This is a genomic window from Amycolatopsis sp. NPDC004625 (assembly GCF_040609695.1).
Lineage (GTDB): Bacteria > Actinomycetota > Actinomycetes > Mycobacteriales > Pseudonocardiaceae > Amycolatopsis.
In genome coordinates, this window is the sequence record NZ_JBEXKX010000014.1 from 70,848 (window position 1) to 88,619 (window position 17,772).

Genomic DNA, 17,772 nt, shown 5'->3' on the forward strand with positions numbered 1-17,772 from the left:
GGAGACCCTCGCAGACGGAACCCGGACGAGCAACGGGTTTTACAGCTTCAGGCGGTCGCCCAGGCCGCGGATGTGGCTCACCCCGCCGCAGTCCAGGTCCAGCTGGCGGCGGCGTTCCGCGACGAACGCCCGCCCCAGCCCCGTCCGGTCCGATGTGGACATGCTCCGGCGCAGTTCGTTGAGCAGCCCGCGTTCTTCGCCGCGCACGTGCGCGTCCACGACGTTTTCCAGGCGCAGCAACGCCTTTTCGAAGTCGTCGCCCTCCAGGACGGCCAGGAGGTCCTCGCCGAACGGGGCACCCGGCTCGCCCGGGCGGACGATCCGCTCGGTCGCCGTCGCGTGCGCGACCAGCAGCGCCGCCAGCTCCGCCACCAGGGCCGGGCGGTCGGCTTCGGCGTTGCGCAGGTCGCGCAGGAGCTGCTCGAACCGGCGGTGGTCGGCCAGCAGGACCTCCACCAGGTCCGAGCCGGGGGCGGCCGCGGCCGGGGCCGGGCGCATCCAGCCGAACGTCAGCTCCACCGCCTGGCGCCAGTGCGCGTACTCGGTGTCGCGGCGCGCCGGGTCCATCGCCGGCAGCCACTGGCCGGCCCGGTGCCAGTTGCGCCGCAGGCCCTCCAGGTCCGGCCAGTACCCGACGGACAGCCCGGCCGCGTAGGCCGCGCCGAGCGACACCGTCTCCGCCACCATCGGGCGCACCACCGGCACGTCGAGGACGTCGGCGACGAACTGCATCAGCAGGTTGTCGGCCGTCATGCCGCCGTCGACCTTGAGCGAGGACAGCGCCAGCCCGGAGTCGGCGTTCATCGCGTCGACGACCTCGCGGGTCTGCCAGCCGGTGGCCTCCAGCACCGCCCGGGCCAGGTGTCCCTTCGTGATGTACGACGTCAGCCCGGCGATCACCCCGCGGGCCTCGCTGTGCCAGTGCGGCGCGAACAACCCGGAGAACGCGGGCACGATGTAGCAGCCGCCGTTGTCCTCGACCGTCCGCGCGAGGGTCTCGATCTCGGGCGCGCTGCCGATCAGCTCCAGGCCGTCGCGGAACCACTGCACCAGCGACCCGGTGACGGCGATCGACCCTTCGAGGGCGTACACCGCGGGCTCGTCGCCGATCTTGAAGCCGACCGTCGTCAGCATCCCGTGGGTGGACAGCACCGGTGTCGGCCCGGTGTTGAGCAGCAGGAAGCTGCCGGTGCCGTAGGTGCACTTCGCCTCGCCGGGCGCGAAGCAGGTCTGGCCGAACAGGGCGGCCTGCTGGTCACCCAGGGCGGCGGCGATCCGGATGCCGGGGACCACCCTGCTGGTGGTGCCGTAGACCTCCGTCGACGAGCGGATCTCCGGCAGCATCGCCCGCGGGACGTCGAAGAACTCCAGGAGCTCGTCGTCCCAGTTCAGGGTGCGCAGGTTCATCAGCATGGTGCGGGAGGCGTTGGTGACGTCGGTGACGTGCACGCCGCCCTCGGCGCCGCCGGTCAGGTTCCAGATCAGCCAGCTCTCGATGGTGCCGAACAGGACGTCGCCGCGTTCGGCGCGCTCGCGCAGCCCGGGCGTGCGTTCGAGCAGCCAGCGGACGCGCGGCGCGGAGAAGTACGTGGCCAGCGGGAGGCCGCACAGCTGCCGCACGCGGTCGGCGCCGGGCTCGCGGGCGAGCTGTTCGAGCATCGCGTCGGTCCGGGTGTCCTGCCAGACGATCGCCCGCCCGACCGGGTTGCCGGTGCGCCGGTCCCACAGGACGGTGGTCTCGCGCTGGTTGGCGATGCCCAGCCCGACGACCTGCTCCGCGGTCGCGCCCGCGTCGGCGAGGGCCTGCGGGACGATCCGGGACAGGTTCCGCCAGATCTCGGTGGCGTCGTGCTCGACCCAGCCGGGCCGCGGGAAGTGCTGCTGGTGCTCGCGCTGCACGACGGACACGAGCCGGCCGCGCGCGTCGAACAGGATGCACCGGGTGGAGGTGGTGCCCTGGTCGATGGACATCACGTACCGCTGGACCATGGTCCTCCCTTCACCATCGTGACGCGCCGAGGTCGCGGGAGACCGCACGCGCCGCGTCCCGGACCTGGGTCAGCAGTCTCGGGCTCGGGGCGCCGTCGGGCTCGCAGATCCGTTCGGCCGCGCCCGACACCCCGATCGCGCCGACCACGATGCCGCCGTGGCCGCGGATGGGGGCCGCGATCCCGGCCTCGCCGGAGATCATCTCGCCGTTCTCGGCCGCCCAGCCCGCCTCCCGTACCTTCGCACACGCCCGCTTGATCGCCGTCTGGGTGACCAGGGTGCGGCGCGTGTAGGGCTCCGGGGTCGCCTTCAGCGTCGTGTCGTAGGCCAGCAGGACCTTGCCCAGCGCGGTCGCGTGCAGCGGCAGCAGCGTGCCGACGTCGAGGCTCTGCAGGCTGTCGTCCGGGCGGAACACGTGGTGCACGACCAGCACCCGGCCTTCCAGGGGCGCGCCGATCCGGACCGCCTCGCCGCTGCGGGCGGCCAGCGCGTCGGCCCAGTTGATCGCGCGGGACCGCAGCTCGTTGACGTCGAGGTAGCTCGTGCCCAGGTGCAGCAGGGCCGCGCCGAGCTGGTACTTGCCCGTGTCGCGGTCCTGTTCGACGAACCCGACACCCTGCAGCGTGCGCAGGATCCCGTGCGCGGTGCCCTTCGCCAGTTCGAGGGACTCGGCGATCTCGCCGACGCCGAGCCGCCCCGAGCCGCGCGCCAGCAACCGCAGGATCGCGGCGGCGCGCTCGATGGACTGGATCGGACCGGGCACCGCGCGACCCTAACCCGACCGGCCCCGATTCGACAATGTCGAACATCCACATCGGCCGTTCGACAATGCCGACCGCCGTCCGTTGACCGGCCCGGAACCCGAACTTAACTTTCAGTCACCAATAGGGGGACAAGGTCCTTTGTGGAGGAAAGCAATGGTGCGAAGCCTCAAGGCCCGTGGACTCGCCGGCGAGATGGCCGCCGAGTTCGTGGGAACGATGATCCTCATCCTGTTCGGGTGTGGCGTGGTGGCGCAGGTCGTCGCCGCGGGCATCGGGGACCACGACAGCATCGCCTGGGCCTGGGGCCTGGGCGTCACGCTCGGTGTTTACGTCGCTTCGCGGATCAGCGGCGCCCACCTGAACCCGGCCGTGACCATCGCGCTCGCGGTGTTCAAGGGTTTCGAGTGGCGCAAGGTCGCCCCCTACGCCCTCGCCCAGACGGCCGGCGCGTTCCTGGCCGCGCTGCTGGTGCGCTGGAACTACACCGAGGTGCTCAACGCCAAGGACCCCGGCCTGACGATCAAGACCCAGGGCGTGTTTTCCACCCTTCCGGGTAACGGCACGCTGCCGGTGGGTGACTGGGGTGCCTTCCGCGACCAGATCATCGGCACCGCGATCCTGCTGATCGTCCTGTTCGCCATCACCGACCTGCGCAACACCTCGCCGGGCGCGAACCTGGCCCCGGTCGTCGTCGGCTTCCTCGTCGTCGCCATCGGCATGGCCTGGGGCACGAACGCCGGCTACGCGATCAACCCCGCCCGCGACTTCGGCCCGCGCCTGGCCTCCTGGCTGACCGGCTACGACACCGCGTTCACCGACCAGTACGGCTTCCCCTACTGGTGGATCCCGATCGTGGCGCCGGTCATCGGCGCGCTGGTCGGCGGCGCGATCTACAAGTTCCTCATCGAGCGGTTCCTGCCCGCCGGGGACCCGCTGGACGCCATGCCCGCCAAGGACTTCGAGCCCGCCAACTGAGTAGGAGCACGACCATGCCGGACTTCGTCGGTGCCGTGGACCAGGGCACGACCAGCACCCGCTTCATGATCTTCGACCACGGCGGCAACGAAATCGCCCGCCACCAGCTCGAGCACGAGCAGATCCTGCCCAAGCCGGGCTGGGTCGAGCACGACGCCACCGAGATCTGGGAACGCACCCGCTCGGTCATCGCGACCGCGCTGAACAAGGCCAACCTGACGGTGAACGACCTCGCCGCGCTCGGCATCACCAACCAGCGCGAGACCACCGTCGTCTGGAACCGCCGCACCGGCCGCCCGTACGGCAACGCCATCGTCTGGCAGGACACCCGCACCGACCGGATCGCCTCCGCGCTGGAGCGCGAGGGCAAGGGCGACGTCATCCGCCGCAAGGCCGGCCTGCCGCCCGCCACCTACTTCTCCGGCGGCAAGCTGCAGTGGATCCTGGAGAACATCCCGGGCGTGCGCGAGGACGCCGAGAAGGGTGACGCCCTCTTCGGCACCACCGACTCGTGGCTGATCTGGAACCTCACCGGCGGCCCGGACGGCGGCGTGCACGTCACCGACCCGACCAACGCCTCCCGCACCATGCTGATGGACCTCGAAACCCTCGACTGGGACGACGAGCTGCTGTCCTTCTTCAACGTTCCGCGGCAGATGCTCCCGGCGATCCGGCCGTCGTCGAACCCCGGCTTCGGCACCACCCGCGCCGACGGCCCGCTCGGCGGCGAGGTCGCCATCACCGGCGTCCTCGGTGACCAGCAGGCCGCCACCGTCGGCCAGGTCTGCTTCCGGCCCGGCGAGGCCAAGAACACCTACGGCACCGGCAACTTCCTGCTGCTCAACACCGGCCAGGAGCTCGTCCGTTCCCAGCACGGCCTGCTCACGACGCTGTGCTACCAGTTCGGCGACGACAAGCCGGTCTACGCCCTCGAAGGCTCGATCGCCGTCACCGGTTCGGCCGTGCAGTGGCTGCGCGACCAGCTGGGCATCATCAGCGGCGCGTCCCAGAGCGAGAGCCTGGCCCGCCAGGTCGAGGACAACGGCGGCGTCTACTTCGTCCCGGCGTTCTCCGGCCTGTTCGCCCCCTACTGGCGCTCCGACGCCCGCGGCGCGATCGTCGGCCTCACCCGCGCCACGACCAACGCCCACATCGCGCGGGCCACCCTGGAAGCGATCTGCTACCAGACCCGCGACGTCGTCGAGGCCATGCAGAACGACTCCGGCGTCACGCTGGACGTGCTGCGCGTGGACGGCGGCGTCACCGCCAACGAGCTGTGCATGCAGCTGCAGGCCGACATCCTCGGCGTGCCGGTGTCGAAGCCGGTCGTCGCCGAGACCACCGCCCTCGGTGCGGCCTACGCGGCCGGGCTGGCGGTCGGCTTCTGGAAGTCGACCGACGAGCTCGAGCAGAACTGGAACGAGGACAAGCGCTGGACGCCGTCCTGGAGCGACGAGCAGCGCGCCGAGGGCTACGCGGGCTGGCAGAAGGCCGTCGGCCGCACGCTCGACTGGGTCGACGTGCAGTGATGATGAGGAGGAACACCGTGACCGCGCTTTCCCCGGCCTACCGGGCGGAAACACTGCGGAAACTGGTCGGCGAAGAGGTCGACGTGCTCGTCGTCGGCGGCGGAGTGACCGGGGCCGGCGTCGCGCTCGACGCCGCCTCCCGGGGGCTCTCGACCGCGCTGGTCGAGGCCCGCGACTTCGCCGCCGGCACGTCCAGCCGCTCGTCGAAGCTGATCCACGGCGGCCTGCGCTACCTGGAGCAGCTGGACTTCAAGCTGGTGCGCGAAGCGCTCAAGGAGCGCGGCCTGCTGCTGCAGAAGCTGGCCCCGCACCTGGTGCGGCCGGTCAAGTTCCTGGTCCCGCTGCAGCACCGGGTGTGGGAGCGCGGCTACATCGGCGCCGGCGTCACGCTGTACGACACCCTCGGCGGTGCCCGCGCGCTGCCGCGGCACCGGCACCTGTCCAAGCGGGGCGCCTTCAAGGCGGCCCCGGCGCTCGCGGACGACGCGCTGATCGGGGCGATCCAGTACTACGACGCCCAGGTCGACGACGCCCGCCACACGATGACCATCGCGCGGACCGCCGCCGAGCAAGGCGCTTCGGTGCTGACGCGGACTCGCGTCACTTCGCTGCTTCGCGACGGCGAGCGGGTCGTCGGGGCGAAGGTCGTGGACCGCGAGAGCGGGGTCGAGTTCGAGATCCGCGCTCGCACGGTCGTCGCGGCCACCGGCGTCTGGAGCGACGACATGGCGGAGGCGGCCGGCATCCCCGCGCCGTTCACCGTCCGCGCGTCGAAGGGCATCCACCTGGTGGTGCCGCGGGAGAAGATCGACCTGGACACCGGGCTGATCCTGCGCACCGAGAAGAGCGTGCTGTTCGTCATCCCGTGGGGACGCCACTGGATCGTCGGCACCACCGACACCGAGTGGGACCTCGACCGCGAGCACCCGGCGGCCAGCCGCGCGGACGTCGACTACGTGCTCGGCCACCTCAACGCCGTCCTGCGCACCCCGGTGACGCACGACGACATCGAGGGCGTCTACGCGGGCCTGCGCCCGCTGCTGGCGGCGAAGGCGACCGCGACGACGAAGCTGTCGCGGGAGCACGCGGTGGCGCGCCCGGTGCCGGGCCTGGTCATCGTGGCCGGCGGCAAGTACACGACGTACCGGGTGATGGCCGCGGACGCGGTCGACGCCGCGGTCGAGGAGGTCGGCCGCCCGGCTCCGCCGTCGTGGACCGACCGGCTCCCGATCGCCGGCGCCGAGGGCTACCACGAGCTGTGGGCGGACCGGTCCTCGCTGGCCTCTCGGACCGGCTTGCCGTTGACCCGCGTCGAGCACCTGCTGCAGCGGTACGGCACGCGGATCTGGAACCTCGTTTCGCTGATCGAGGAGGATCCTTCGCTGGCCTCGCCGATCACGGAGACGTCGGAGTACCTCCGCGTTGAGGCTGTGTACGCGGTGTCCCACGAGGGTGCGCTGCACCTGGAGGACGTCCTCACCCGGCGGACCCGGATCTCGATCGAGGAACGCGACCGCGGCGTGGCGGCGGCGCCCGTCGTGGCCGCCCTGATGGCCCCGCTGCTGGGCTGGGATGCGCACCGCACGGACCGTGAGGTGGCGAACTACCTGGCCCGCGTCGAGGCGGAGCGCTCGGCCCAGGAAGCCCCGGACGACGCGGCGGCGAACGCCACCCGCCTCGCGGCGCCCGCGCTGCTGCCGAGCTGATCCGGCGTGCTCACGGAGCCGGGACGCACCCCAGCTCCGTGAGCACGTATCGGGCGTTAGCCGAGATGACCGGGTTCGTGTGCCGGTAGTACGGCAGCTGGATCACGGCCATCGACAAAGCCCAGCCGCGGCCGCGTGCCCAGGCCGCGTCGTCGGTTTCCACGGCCTTGCGGAAGGCGGGCCGGGTGTCCGCGGTCAGCAGGTTCCACGCGGGGATCAGGTCGCACGCGGGGTCGCCGAGGCCCGCCGTCGCCCAGTCGAGCACGCCGGTCAGGCGGCCGTCGCGGAGCAGGAGGTTGCTCGGCATCAGGTCTGAGTGCAGCCACGACGGCGGGCCGGTCCAGAGTGGAGCGTCGAGTGCCTCGGCCCACACTGCGAGCGCGGCCTCCGGGTCGAAGGGCTCGCTGGTGCGGCTCAGCTTGCCGATCGCCCCGCGGGTGGCCGAATCCACTGTGGACAGCGGTCGGCCGCGGCGGGCGGGGGGACCCGCTGCCCGGTTCGCCCGGACCGCGAGGACGAACTCCGCCAGGCCGGCGGCGGCGCGGCCTTCGCGTGCCGGCGAGCCGTCGAGCCAGCCGTGCACGGCCCACGGCCACGGATATCCCTCGGCCGGTTCGCCCACGGCGACGGCGGCGGGGACCGCCACCGGCAGCTCGCCCAGGGCACCGAGAACCTGCCGTTCCTTCGCGATGTCGGCGGCGCCGCCCTCGGTCAGCGGCAGCCGGACCGTCCAGCGGTCACCCAGGCGGAACACCGCGTTGACCGTGCCACCCGAGGCCAGCCGGGTGACCGGCAGGCCGGCCCCGGCCGGGAACTGCCCGCGCACCAGCCGCTCGACCAGCTCGGTGTCGACCGCGTGCTCGTCGGCGTGCATCCGGCCCATGTGCTCACCGAACCACGCAGGTCAACCGGGTTTCCGTGACTCGGCGCACCCCGGATTGCACGACGATGCATGGGCGTGCATAATCATTCGCATGTCCAAGGTGCTCACTTCCCTGCCCGTCGGCGAGCGTGTCGGTATCGCCTTCTCCGGTGGCCTCGACACTTCCGTAGCGGTCGCGTGGATGCGCGACAAAGGCGCGGTTCCCTGCACCTACACCGCCGACATCGGCCAGTACGACGAGCCCGACATCGAGTCGGTGCCCGGGCGGGCCGGTCAGTACGGTGCCGAGATCGCCCGGCTCGTCGACTGCCGGGAAGCCCTCGTCGAAGAGGGGCTCGCCGCGCTGACCTGCGGTGCCTTCCACATCCGCACCGGCGGGCGCAGCTACTTCAACACCACCCCGCTCGGCCGCGCGGTCACCGGCACGCTGCTGGTGCGCGCCATGCTCGAGGACGACGTCCAGATCTGGGGCGACGGCTCCACCTACAAGGGCAACGACATCGAGCGGTTCTACCGCTACGGCCTGCTGGCCAACCCCTCCCTGCGGATCTACAAGCCGTGGCTCGACGCCGACTTCGTCACCGAGCTCGGCGGCCGCAAGGAGATGTCGGAGTGGCTGGCCGCGCACGACCTGCCCTACCGCGACAGCACCGAAAAGGCGTACTCGACCGACGCCAACATCTGGGGCGCCACCCACGAGGCGAAGTCGCTGGAGCACCTGGACACCGGCATCGAGATCGTCAAGCCGATCATGGGCGTGGCGTTCTGGGACCCCGCGGTCGAGATCCCGGCCGAGGACGTCACGATCGGCTTCGAGCAGGGCCGGCCGGTGACGATCAACGGCAAGGAGTTCGCCTCCGCCGTCGACCTCGTCCTCGAAGCCAACGCCATCGGCGGCCGGCACGGCCTCGGCATGTCCGACCAGATCGAGAACCGGATCATCGAGGCCAAGAGCCGCGGCATCTACGAGGCCCCCGGCATGGCGCTGCTGCACGCCGCCTACGAGCGGCTCGTCAACGCCATCCACAACGAGGACACCCTCGCCAGCTACCACAACGAGGGCCGCCGGCTCGGCCGCCTGATGTACGAGGGCCGCTGGCTGGACCCGCAGGCGATGATGCTGCGCGAGTCGCTGCAGCGCTGGGTCGGCACCGCGATCACCGGCGAGGTGACGCTGCGGCTGCGCCGCGGCGAGGACTACTCGATCCTCGACACGGCCGGCCCGGCGTTCAGCTACCACCCGGACAAGCTGTCGATGGAGCGCACCGAGGACTCCGCGTTCGGCCCGGTCGACCGGATCGGCCAGCTCACCATGCGCAACCTCGACATCGCGGATTCGCGGGCGAAGCTGGAGCAGTACGCAAGCCTCGGCATGGTCGGCGGCTCGAACCCGAAGCTGATCGGCGCCGCCCAGGCCGCGGCGACCGGTCTGATCGGGGCGATGCCCGAGGGTGGCGCCGAGGTGATCGCCTCGCGCGGCAAGACCGACGACGTCGAGCTGCTCGACAGCGCCGCGATGGAGTTCGGCACGGACTGATCCGAAACGCCCGAAGGCCACCACGCCCGCCGTGGTGGCCTTCGGTGCGTTCAGGGGACGAGCACGACCTTGCCGGTGACCGTGCCCGATTCCGCCAGCGCCAGCGCCTTTCCGGCTTCGGTCAGCGGAATCCGCGCGGCCACCTGCGCGGTGAGCTGTCCCTTCGCCGCCAGGGCGAAGACGGCGGTGAGGTCTTCGGCGAGCCGCGCGCGGAACCGGGCGAGGTTCCGCTTGCCGCCCCAGACGTTGTAGAAGTGCGCCCCGCGCCGGTTCGGCAGGACGTTCCACCACAGCAGCCGCGCGAGCAGCTTCAGCACGGCGGGCTTCGGGTTGCCGCCGGTGTTCACCGTGGACGCGCTGCCGTAGGCGACCAGCGTGCCACCCGGGGCGAGCAGGCGGAACGAATCGACGATGCCGGGGCCGCCGACGTGGTCGAAGACGGCGTCGACGCCGCCGGGCGCCAGTTCGCGTACGCGGGCCGGGACGTCGCCGCGGTAGTCGAGGGCGGTGGCGCCGAGCGCGGTCACGACGCCGGAGTTCCGGGCCGACGCGGTGCCGATCACCCGGATCCCGGCCGCCCGGGCGAGCTGCACGAGGGTGGAGCCGACCCCGCCGCTCGCGCCGTGGACCAGGATCGTGCCGCCGGCCCGGACCTTCGCCGTCCGGTGCAGCATCTGGTACGCCGTGATGCCGTTGACCACGAACGTCTCGGCGTCGGCCGCGTCCAGGGCGTCGGGCACCGGGACCAGGTCGGCGGCGGGGACGGCGAGGTGGCTGCGCCAGCCGCCGATCTTGGTCATGGCGGCGACGCGGCGCCCGACCAGAGCGCCGTCCTCGGCTTCGAGCACCGTGCCGACGACGTCGTACCCGGGCACGAAGGGGAAGGGCGGCTGGTCGTAGTACTTGCCGCGGCGCATCTGCTGTTCGGCGAAGGAGACCCCGCTGGCCTCGACGCGCAGCAGGGCTTCGCCGGCGGCCAGGGGCGGCAGCTCGCGGTGTTCGACGCGCAGGCCGTCCGGCTCGACGAGGCCGGGGAGGACGATCTCGGTGACGTTCATGGCGACTCCTTCGATTGTGAGTGACTGGTCAATCACTCGACGGGCGAGAAAAAGGCCCCGCGGCGGGGCCGGGGTTTCAGGGTTTGCCGGGGTGGCGGATGCCGGCGGCGAGCACGGCGGCCCAGCCGCCGGTGTGCTCGTCGAGGTCGAGCGTGGCGATCAGGTGGCAGAGCTGGCCGTAGGCGACGAACCGCTGGACCTGGCCGGCTTCGGCGCCGGAGCGGGCCTGGGCGAGCTCGGTCACCTTGGCGAGCCCGCGGCGGACGGCGTCGGCGATTTCCGGGGTGTCGGCGGCCGACTGGGCGTGCACCTGCAGCATCAGCAGGTTCCGGTCGGCGATGAGGTCCGCGTAGGCGCCACCCATCTCGTACAGGATCTTTTCGGGATCGGCGTCGCCGGCGCGCGCGGCGCCGTGGGAGAGGGCGTGCGCGACGAGTTCGTAGCAGCGGTCGAGGGCGGCGACGAACAGGGAAACCTTGCCGGGGAACAACTTGAAGACGTACGCGGGGGAGATGTCGGCGCGGGCGGCCACGGCGCTGATCGGCGTGCTGTGGTAGCCGCCGCGGGCGAACTCGGCGATGGCCGCGTCGACGACGGCGTCCCGCCGGGCGTCGGAGGTGGAGAGGGTGGCACCGCGTTTCGTCATGTGAGTGACCGTACACTCACTCTCGCCGCGAAGGCAACCGCGGGTGCGGCAAACGAGTGACATCGGTCCCCGTGCTGTCTCGGATGTGGGCGATTTGCCCACGGGCCGCGCTGCCGTCCGGTTACAGTCCGGCTGCTGGTTCCGCCTGGGGGCGGCCGCCGGGGAACGGGGTGCACGATGGGGCCTGAAGTGCGGTTTCACCTGCTCGGACCGCTGACCGTGACGGTCGGCGGCCGCCCGCTGGCGCTCGGCGGGGCGAAGCAGCGGGTGCTGCTGGCGCACCTGCTGCTCAACGCGAACCGGATGGTCACGCCCGGGCAGCTCGTCGAGGCCGTCTGGCCGGCCGACCCGCCGACGTCGGCCACCGCGAACCTGCAGACGTACGTGTGGCGCCTGCGCCGCCTGCTGCCGGAGGGTGCCCAGCTGCGCACCCGCGGCCCGGGGTACTCGCTGGCCGTCGACCCGGGCGACGTCGACGCGCACCGGTTCACCCGGCTCGTCGCCGAGGCCGCCCGGCTGACGAAGGACGGTGCCCTCGAACCGGCGCTGACGCGGCTGGCCGAGGCCGAAGCGCTGTGGCACGGCGACCCGCTGGAGGACCTGCCCACCGCGCCGGCCTGGGACGCCGAGCTCGGCCGGCTCGTCGAGAACCGGCTCGCCGCCGTCGAAGAACGGCTGGCGCTGCAGGTGCGGCTGGGGCGGCACGACCCGGCGATCGCCGAGCTCACCGTCCTGCTGGCCGAACACCCGTACCGCGAACGGCTGTGGCAGCAGTACCTGCTCGCGCTGGCCGGCGCGGGCCGCCGGGCCGAGGCCCTGCGGGCGTACGCGACCGCGCGGGAGCGGCTGGTCACCGAACTCGGCGTCGAACCCGGGCCCGAGCTGCAGGCCCTGCAGGCGGCGGTCCTGGCCGGCGAACCGCTGCCCGGGCCGTCCCGGATGGCCGTCCCGGTGCGGCAGCTGCCCGCCGACCTGCCCGACTTCACCGGACGCGAGGACTACGTCGAGGAACTTTCCGCGGCGCTCGGCCCGGCGCCGGTCGTGCTCACCGGCGCGCCCGGCACCGGCAAGACGGCCCTGGCCATGCACGTCGCCCACCGCCTGGCCGGGCGCTTCCCGGACGGCCAGCTCTACGTCGACCTCGCGGGCACCGGTGCGCCGTGCGACCCGGCCGAGGTGCTCGCCGACTTCCTGCACGCCCTCGGCGTCACCGGCACCACCGTCCCGGCCGGACTCGGCCGGCGGGCCGCGCTGTTCCGGTCCCGCCTGGCCGGCCGCCGGATGCTGCTGGTGCTCGACGACGCGGCGACCGCGGCCCAGGTCCGGCCGCTCCTGCCGGCCGACGCCGGGTGCGCGGTGCTCGTGACGACCCGGGGACGGCTGCCCGAGCTGGCCGGCGCGAAGCACGTCGAGCTGCCGGTGTTCGGCGAACGGGAGGCCACGCGGCTGCTCTCCGAACTGGCGGGCGCGGACCGGGTCGCCGCCGAGCCCGCGGAAGCCGCGGCGATCGTCCGGTGCTGCGGGTACCTGCCGCTGGCGATCCGCATCGCCGGCGCGCGGCTGGCCGGGCGGCAGGCGTGGAGCCTGCGCACGGTGCACGACCGGCTGGCCGACGAGTCGAGCCGGCTGAGTGAGCTGCGCGTCGGCGACCTCGGCGTCCGGCCGAGTTTCGAGCTCAGCCTGCGCCAGCTGCCGCCGTCCGCGCGGACGGCGTTCGGCCGGACCGCGGTGCTGGGCGCGCAGGACTTCCCGAGCTGGGTGGTGGACGCGCTGCTGGACCGCGAAGGCGCGCACGAGGTCCTCGACGTGCTCGTCGACGCGAACCTGGTTTCGTTGGCGGGGCGGGATTCCGGCGGCCACCCGCGGTACCGGCTGCACGACCTGCTGCGGTGCTACGCGGCGGAACTCCTGGCGGCGGAACCCGCGGCCGCTCGCCTGTCGTGCCTGTCCCGGGTGTTGGCGGTGTTGCTGGCGCTGGCGAAGACGGCGGCGGCGGGCCTGCCCCCGGCGTTCGGCGCGATGACCGGCCCGGCGCTGGCGGCGTCCGCGGTGCCGGCGCGGCTGGTGGCCGACCCGCTGGGCTGGTTCACGGCGGAGCGCAAGCTGCTGGCGGCCGCGGTCCAGCTGGCGGCCGAGGCGGGCCTGGACGAGCCGGCCTGGCAGCTGACGGCGGCGGCGGTCCCGTTCTACGACCTGCGCGGCGCGTACGACGACTGGCGGCGCAGCCACCTGACGGCCCTGGCGGCGGCCGAGTCGGCGGGCAACGTCCTGGGGGCGGCGGTGCTGACCCGCGGCCTCGGCCAGGTCCGCCTGTACCACGACGAGTACGACGCGGCGGCCCGCGACATGAAGCGCTCGGCGGCGCTGTTCGCGGAACTGGGCGACGTCCGCGGCGAGGCGTTGGCGGTGGCGGGCCTGGGCACGGTGGCCCGCGTCCGCGACCGGCCACGGGAGGCGCTGCGCTGCTACCGCCGGGCGTTGGCGGGCCTGGAGCGCGCGGAGGACGGCAGCGGCGTCGCCCAGATGCGGAACTCGATCGGCTCGACGCACGCGCTGCTGGGGGAGTTCGCCTCGGCGGCGGAGTGGTTGCACCGGGCCCGCGCGCTGGCCCGCGAGATCGAGGACCCGCACCGCGAGGCGAAGGTCCTGACGGAGCTGGGCACGTTGCACCGCGACACCGGACGCCTGCCGGAGTCGTTGACGTGCCTGCGGCTGGCGTTGAGCATCCTGGAGGAGCTGGACGACGAGAGGTGCAGCGCGTACGCGCTGCTGGGCATCGGCCAGACGCTGCTGGCGGCGGGCGAGCCGGTCCAGGCCCGCGGGGTGTGCGACCGGGCGTTGCGGGTGTTCCGCGAGACGGGGAACCACCAGGGGGAGACGACGGGCCTGGCGTTGCTGGAGCAGGCCCAGCGCCGCCGAACCCCGACGGCGGCCCGGACCTGAGGCGGCGCGGCACCGCGCTGTGCCGCCGTGCCGCGGGGCCTGCCGCGCTGCCCGTGCCGCGCCCAGGCGCGAGGCCTGCCGCCCCTTGCCGTGCCGAGCCGCCGCCGCACCGCACCCCATCGCCGCCCGCCGCCCGCATCGCCGAGCCCGCCCCAGGCGTGTCCGAACCCGGAACTCGCGTGATCAGGCGGGAATCTCGCGTGACTGCAGGGGAATCTCGCGTGATTGGCGGGGCATCACGGCCGGGTGGGCCACACGAGAGGCCCACCCGGGGCCGCGTCAGTTGCTGTTGCCGGGCTTCCAGCCGAGGTAGTTCGCGAAATACCCCTGGCGGGCGTGGCCGATCGCGCCGTTGACGCTCGTCGCCCAGACTCCGCCGGTGCCGTCGGCGATGCCGACGTGGCCGTACGCCGAGATGTTCCAGAACACGAACGCGCCGCGGGGCGGGGTGCCCGTCGTGTGGCGGGCGCCGTCCGAGGAGCGCCAGTGGTCGATCGCGCTCGCGTGGTGGGTCACCCGGTCCCACGCCAGGCGGACCGCCTTCTCGCAGTAGCCCTGGTAGGCCGTGCTGCCGTTGCGGCCGGAGAACCACGAGATCGCCTGACTCGCCGTGCGGGCCGCGGCGAGGTCGGCGGCCGAGTCGGTGATCACCGCGCCCGGGTCGGCGATGTCGGCCGCCGTCACCTCGGAGTACACCTCCGCGGGCGCGGCTGTGGCGACCGAAGCGCCGCCGAAGAGCAGGGCGGCCGAGAGGGCCGCCGCCTGGCCGATGGTCCTGGTACGCATGGGGTCTCCCTCGAGCGGCCGGGACCCGCTGTCCCGGCGACGGGGACGAACCCTGCTCGCGGCCGCTACACCGCCACTACACCGCCACTGGCAACGCGCCGGACGACCCCGCCGGAATCCGTCCGGCGGCCCCGTGCCGGTGCCGGATTCCGGCACCCCGGAACTGCCGGAATCCGCCGAGAATGCGTTCCCGCGAAGCCATCCTCCGTTAGTAGGTACCGGATCCCGGCGGCGGGCGCGGAGTATTCCTTGCCACCACGTCGAATCGTCACCGGCTGGAGGAACACCTCGTGAAAACCACATCAGGAGTCCTTCGTGGACTCGCGGCGGTTTCGGCCGCCGCGGCCGCGGTCGTCGCGCTGCAGGCGCCGGGCGCCGCGGCCGCGGCGCGGACCGATCTCGGGATCACCATGCAGGCCCAGCAGAAAGACCAGTGGTGCTGGGACGCCAGCGGCAACACGGTCGCCGCCTTCTGGGGCTATTCGCTGTCCCAGACCCGGTTCTGCCAGATCGCGCACAACGAATCGGGCAGCGACTGCGCCAACAACCAGGGCTACCTTTCCGACCAGCAGCGCGTTTTCCGGTACCTCGGCTTCGCCAGCGTCGGCACGTACAACTCGGGCGGCCAGACGCTTTCCTTCGCCGGCATCAAAACCCAGATCGACGCGGGCCGCCCGATCGGCACCCGGATCGGCTGGCGGTCCGGCGGCGGTCACATGCACGTGCTTTACGGCTACGACAATTCCGGTGGCGCCACCCGCGTCGAATACGGCGACCCGTGGCCGAACAACAGCCGGTACAACTCGATGAACTACGACACCTACCGGTCGAACACGCAGTTCCAGTGGACCCACACCGTGTACGGAATGGAGGGATGAGCGTGCTCCGGAAAGCGATGGGCGCCGCCGTGCTGGCCGGCGCCGCGATGCTCACCACGGCCGGCGCCGCGGGCGCCGCGAGCGGCCCGGCGGGCACCCCGACCGCCGCCGACACCGCCGCCATCGGGCAGCTCACGAGCGGCCCGGCCACCCTCGGCCGCCTCGCGGCGACGAAGTTCCCCGGCGCCCGCGCGGCCGCCGCCGCGCAGCAGTCGGCCGATCCCCGCACCCAGGTGCCCGTCTACGAGCCGACGGCGGCGTTCGTCGCCGGGAAGTCGGACGTCCCGGCCGCGCTCGCCTACGTCGCGGTCCCGGCGCACACCGGCGACGGCACCGCCGCCACCGTGTGGGCCGAGCGCCAGGGCGCCGCCTGGACCGTCGTCAACGTCGCCTCCGGCGACTACGAGCGGCAGTACGCCCAGGCTGCGGCCGGTGGCTACCTCCTGCACGAACCGCAGGTCAACGCCTGGTACGCGGTGCGGGGCGAGGCCGTGACCGTCCTCGACGGCTCGGTCACCGGCCTGGCCGCGGGCACGAAGCTGTCCCTGGCGGACTACCGCGCGGCGCTGCACGGGCGGTACGCGGACAAACTGCCGGGTTCGGCCTACGACCGCGACGGCGCGGGCGGCGGCTACGGCGGCCGCGAACGCGCGGTCCCGGCCGCCGACCCCGCCGGCGTGCCGCTGCTGCCCTTCGTGCTCGGCGGTGTCGTGGTTCTGGTGGCCGGCGCGGTCGCCGTGCCGCGGCTGCGGCGGCAGTAGGACGGCGAGGGGCCGCCGGTGCCCCCGGCGGCCCTTGGCAGCGGGTCATGATCGAGTCACAATGCGCCATGGCCGTTTCGCCCGGCGCGCCGCCGGAAGCGGTGCGCCGTGAGCTGAGCGCGTCGGACCTCGCGCTCGTGGAGGCGCTCCAGCGGGACCCCCGGGCGCCGTGGACCCGCATCGCCGCCGCCGTCGGCACCGACGCGACGACGGCGGCCCGCCGCTGGGACCGGCTCCAGGCGGCCGGGCTGGCCTGGCTCACCGCCTACGCCACGGCGCCGACGACCACGGTCGGGTATGTCGACCTGGCCTGCCGCCCGGACGCGCTGCCCGGCCTGACCCGTGAGCTGTGCGGCTGGCCGCCGGTGTTCAGCGTCGAGCGCACCACGAGCCGGTTCGCGCTGTTCCTCAGCCTGGCCGCCCGTGACCTCGACGCGCTGGACGCCCTGGTCACCGGCCGCATCGGCACCCTGCCCGGGGTGCGGGAGGTCCGCTTCGCCGTCGCGACCCGCGTCTACCGCGAGGGCAGCGGCTGGCTGGTCAACGCGCTCGCGCCGGAACAGCGGGCGGTGCTGGACGACACCGCCGTGCAGGCCCGGCTGGTCGTGCCGCAGCAGTGGAACGACCGGGACCTGCGCGCCCTCGTGGAGTCGCTCGGCGAGGACGGCCGGCGCAGCTACGCCGAGCTGGCCCGCGACTGCCGGATGAGCGAGTCGGCGGTGCGGCGCACGCTGGCGCGGATGCTGCGCAACCACGAACTCGACTTCCGGTGCGACCTCGCGCACGTCCCGGCGGGCTGGCCGGTGATCGCGGGCTACCGGCTCGACGTCGACGCGGCGGAGCTCGACCGCGCCGGCCCGGCCATCGCCCAGCTGCCGGAGACACGCCTTTCGGCCGCGGTCGTGGGGGAGGGCAACCTCGTCGTGTCGGCCTGGCTGCGCGAGCCGGGTGACTGCACCGCCTACGAGGGACAGCTGGCCGCCGCCGCCCCCGGCGCGCGCGTCCTCGACCGGGCGATCACGCTCCGGATGCCGAAGCGGATGGGCCGGCTGCTCAGCCCGCACGGCCTCGGCGGCACCCACCAGGCGATCATCCCGGCCCGCTGAACCAGGGTCGGCACCGGCCCCGGGGAGGATCATGAGCCTGCGCGAGACCCTGCAGAACCACGTCGACGACGGCACGCTGCCCGGAGCGGTGGCGACCCGTGGACCGCGACGGCCGCCGGGAGTCGCCGAACGGATCTTCGCCCCGCCGGGCCGCCTGCGGGACTTCCGGCGCGCGACCGCCGCGTAGGGTCGGAAGCGATTTCGTACGGCG

At 73.2% G+C, this 17,772-nt stretch carries 15 protein-coding genes; 9 read left to right on the forward strand and 6 right to left on the reverse strand.

The features are described from left to right. Positions 1-39: 39 nt before the first annotated feature. Both glpK (ABZW17_RS18085) and ABZW17_RS18090 read right to left on the reverse strand, forming a co-directional pair. Positions 40-1,989, reverse strand: a complete 1,950-nt coding sequence (gene glpK / locus ABZW17_RS18085; RefSeq protein ID WP_354814715.1) for a glycerol kinase GlpK — start codon at positions 1,987-1,989, stop codon at positions 40-42. A 10-nt stretch (positions 1,990-1,999) separates the two neighbouring features. Then, a complete protein-coding gene (locus ABZW17_RS18090) occupies positions 2,000-2,752 on the reverse strand; it encodes an IclR family transcriptional regulator (RefSeq protein WP_354814718.1) in 753 nt (250 codons plus the stop codon). 154 nt (positions 2,753-2,906) lie between these two features. Here ABZW17_RS18090 and ABZW17_RS18095 point away from each other — a divergent pair, with 154 nt between their 5' ends. The 3 genes from ABZW17_RS18095 to ABZW17_RS18105 are packed head-to-tail and all read left to right on the forward strand — an operon-like array spanning position 2,907 to position 6,963. Next, positions 2,907-3,728 carry an MIP/aquaporin family protein gene (locus ABZW17_RS18095; protein ID WP_354814721.1) on the forward strand — a complete coding sequence of 274 codons (822 nt, stop codon included), beginning with the start codon at positions 2,907-2,909 and terminating at the stop codon, positions 3,726-3,728. A gap of 14 nt (positions 3,729-3,742) precedes the next feature. Beyond that, the gene (glpK, locus tag ABZW17_RS18100) at positions 3,743-5,257 is read left to right on the forward strand and encodes a glycerol kinase GlpK (RefSeq protein WP_354814724.1); all 1,515 of its coding nucleotides are present in this window, start codon (positions 3,743-3,745) and stop codon (positions 5,255-5,257) included. Then, positions 5,257-6,963 (forward strand): glycerol-3-phosphate dehydrogenase/oxidase, encoded by a 1,707-nt coding sequence (locus ABZW17_RS18105; protein ID WP_354814727.1) that lies wholly within the window; start codon positions 5,257-5,259, stop codon positions 6,961-6,963. Before glpK (ABZW17_RS18100) ends, ABZW17_RS18105 begins: the two co-directional genes overlap by 1 nt. A 10-nt stretch (positions 6,964-6,973) precedes the next feature. On the opposite strand, the gene ABZW17_RS18110 is transcribed toward ABZW17_RS18105, so the two are convergent. Further along, the gene (locus tag ABZW17_RS18110; RefSeq protein ID WP_354814730.1) at positions 6,974-7,846 is read right to left on the reverse strand and encodes an aminoglycoside phosphotransferase family protein; all 873 of its coding nucleotides are present in this window, start codon (positions 7,844-7,846) and stop codon (positions 6,974-6,976) included. Positions 7,847-7,937: 91 nt separating this feature from the next. Here ABZW17_RS18110 and argG point away from each other — a divergent pair, with 91 nt between their 5' ends. Further along, the gene (gene argG / locus ABZW17_RS18115; RefSeq protein WP_354814733.1) at positions 7,938-9,383 is read left to right on the forward strand and encodes an argininosuccinate synthase; all 1,446 of its coding nucleotides are present in this window, start codon (positions 7,938-7,940) and stop codon (positions 9,381-9,383) included. Positions 9,384-9,433: 50 nt separating this feature from the next. Here the strand turns inward: argG and ABZW17_RS18120 are convergent, their stop codons facing one another. Together ABZW17_RS18120 and ABZW17_RS18125 are read right to left on the reverse strand one after the other, a co-directional pair. After that, positions 9,434-10,441, reverse strand: a complete 1,008-nt coding sequence (locus ABZW17_RS18120; protein WP_354814736.1) for a medium chain dehydrogenase/reductase family protein — start codon at positions 10,439-10,441, stop codon at positions 9,434-9,436. Between the two features lie 76 nt (positions 10,442-10,517). Further along, positions 10,518-11,087: a TetR/AcrR family transcriptional regulator gene (locus tag ABZW17_RS18125; RefSeq protein ID WP_354814739.1), complete on the reverse strand. Its 570-nt coding sequence runs from the start codon at positions 11,085-11,087 to the stop codon at positions 10,518-10,520. A 177-nt stretch (positions 11,088-11,264) separates the two neighbouring features. Between ABZW17_RS18125 and ABZW17_RS18130 the strand changes: the two genes are divergently transcribed. Next, the gene (locus tag ABZW17_RS18130; protein WP_354814742.1) at positions 11,265-14,030 is read left to right on the forward strand and encodes a BTAD domain-containing putative transcriptional regulator; all 2,766 of its coding nucleotides are present in this window, start codon (positions 11,265-11,267) and stop codon (positions 14,028-14,030) included. Between the two features lie 279 nt (positions 14,031-14,309). Here the strand turns inward: ABZW17_RS18130 and ABZW17_RS18135 are convergent, their stop codons facing one another. Beyond that, entirely contained in the window at positions 14,310-14,816 is a 507-nt protein-coding gene (locus ABZW17_RS18135) for a hypothetical protein (protein ID WP_354814745.1), read from the reverse strand. A gap of 290 nt (positions 14,817-15,106) precedes the next feature. Between ABZW17_RS18135 and ABZW17_RS18140 the strand changes: the two genes are divergently transcribed. The 4 genes from ABZW17_RS18140 to ABZW17_RS18155 are packed head-to-tail and all read left to right on the forward strand — an operon-like array spanning position 15,107 to position 17,748. Continuing rightward, on the forward strand, positions 15,107-15,694 hold the full coding sequence (locus tag ABZW17_RS18140; RefSeq protein WP_354814748.1) for a papain-like cysteine protease family protein: 588 nt from the start codon (positions 15,107-15,109) through the stop codon (positions 15,692-15,694). Continuing rightward, entirely contained in the window at positions 15,691-16,455 is a 765-nt protein-coding gene (locus tag ABZW17_RS18145) for a hypothetical protein (protein WP_354814751.1), read from the forward strand. Before ABZW17_RS18140 ends, ABZW17_RS18145 begins: the two co-directional genes overlap by 4 nt. Before the next feature lie 47 nt (positions 16,456-16,502). Next, positions 16,503-17,561, forward strand: a complete 1,059-nt coding sequence (locus ABZW17_RS18150) for an Lrp/AsnC family transcriptional regulator (protein ID WP_354814754.1) — start codon at positions 16,503-16,505, stop codon at positions 17,559-17,561. 31 nt (positions 17,562-17,592) lie between these two features. After that, positions 17,593-17,748: a hypothetical protein gene (locus ABZW17_RS18155; protein WP_354814757.1), complete on the forward strand. Its 156-nt coding sequence runs from the start codon at positions 17,593-17,595 to the stop codon at positions 17,746-17,748. The last annotated feature ends 24 nt before the right edge of the window (positions 17,749-17,772 follow it).

What these genes read in the sequence shown, in the direction of transcription:
- glpK (WP_354814715.1), bottom strand. Translation starts at nt 1,989, where the DNA reads ATGGTCCAGCGGTACGTGATGTCCATCGACCAGGGCACCACCTCCACC.
- ABZW17_RS18095 (WP_354814721.1), top strand. Translation starts at nt 2,907, where the DNA reads ATGGTGCGAAGCCTCAAGGCCCGTGGACTCGCCGGCGAGATGGCCGCC.
- glpK (WP_354814724.1), top strand. Translation starts at nt 3,743, where the DNA reads ATGCCGGACTTCGTCGGTGCCGTGGACCAGGGCACGACCAGCACCCGC.
- ABZW17_RS18105 (WP_354814727.1), top strand. Translation starts at nt 5,257, where the DNA reads ATGATGAGGAGGAACACCGTGACCGCGCTTTCCCCGGCCTACCGGGCG.
- ABZW17_RS18110 (WP_354814730.1), bottom strand. Translation starts at nt 7,846, where the DNA reads ATGGGCCGGATGCACGCCGACGAGCACGCGGTCGACACCGAGCTGGTC.
- argG (WP_354814733.1), top strand. Translation starts at nt 7,938, where the DNA reads ATGTCCAAGGTGCTCACTTCCCTGCCCGTCGGCGAGCGTGTCGGTATC.
- ABZW17_RS18120 (WP_354814736.1), bottom strand. Translation starts at nt 10,441, where the DNA reads ATGAACGTCACCGAGATCGTCCTCCCCGGCCTCGTCGAGCCGGACGGC.
- ABZW17_RS18125 (WP_354814739.1), bottom strand. Translation starts at nt 11,087, where the DNA reads ATGACGAAACGCGGTGCCACCCTCTCCACCTCCGACGCCCGGCGGGAC.
- ABZW17_RS18130 (WP_354814742.1), top strand. Translation starts at nt 11,265, where the DNA reads ATGGGGCCTGAAGTGCGGTTTCACCTGCTCGGACCGCTGACCGTGACG.
- ABZW17_RS18135 (WP_354814745.1), bottom strand. Translation starts at nt 14,816, where the DNA reads ATGCGTACCAGGACCATCGGCCAGGCGGCGGCCCTCTCGGCCGCCCTG.
- ABZW17_RS18145 (WP_354814751.1), top strand. Translation starts at nt 15,691, where the DNA reads ATGAGCGTGCTCCGGAAAGCGATGGGCGCCGCCGTGCTGGCCGGCGCC.
- ABZW17_RS18150 (WP_354814754.1), top strand. Translation starts at nt 16,503, where the DNA reads ATGATCGAGTCACAATGCGCCATGGCCGTTTCGCCCGGCGCGCCGCCG.
- ABZW17_RS18155 (WP_354814757.1), top strand. Translation starts at nt 17,593, where the DNA reads ATGAGCCTGCGCGAGACCCTGCAGAACCACGTCGACGACGGCACGCTG.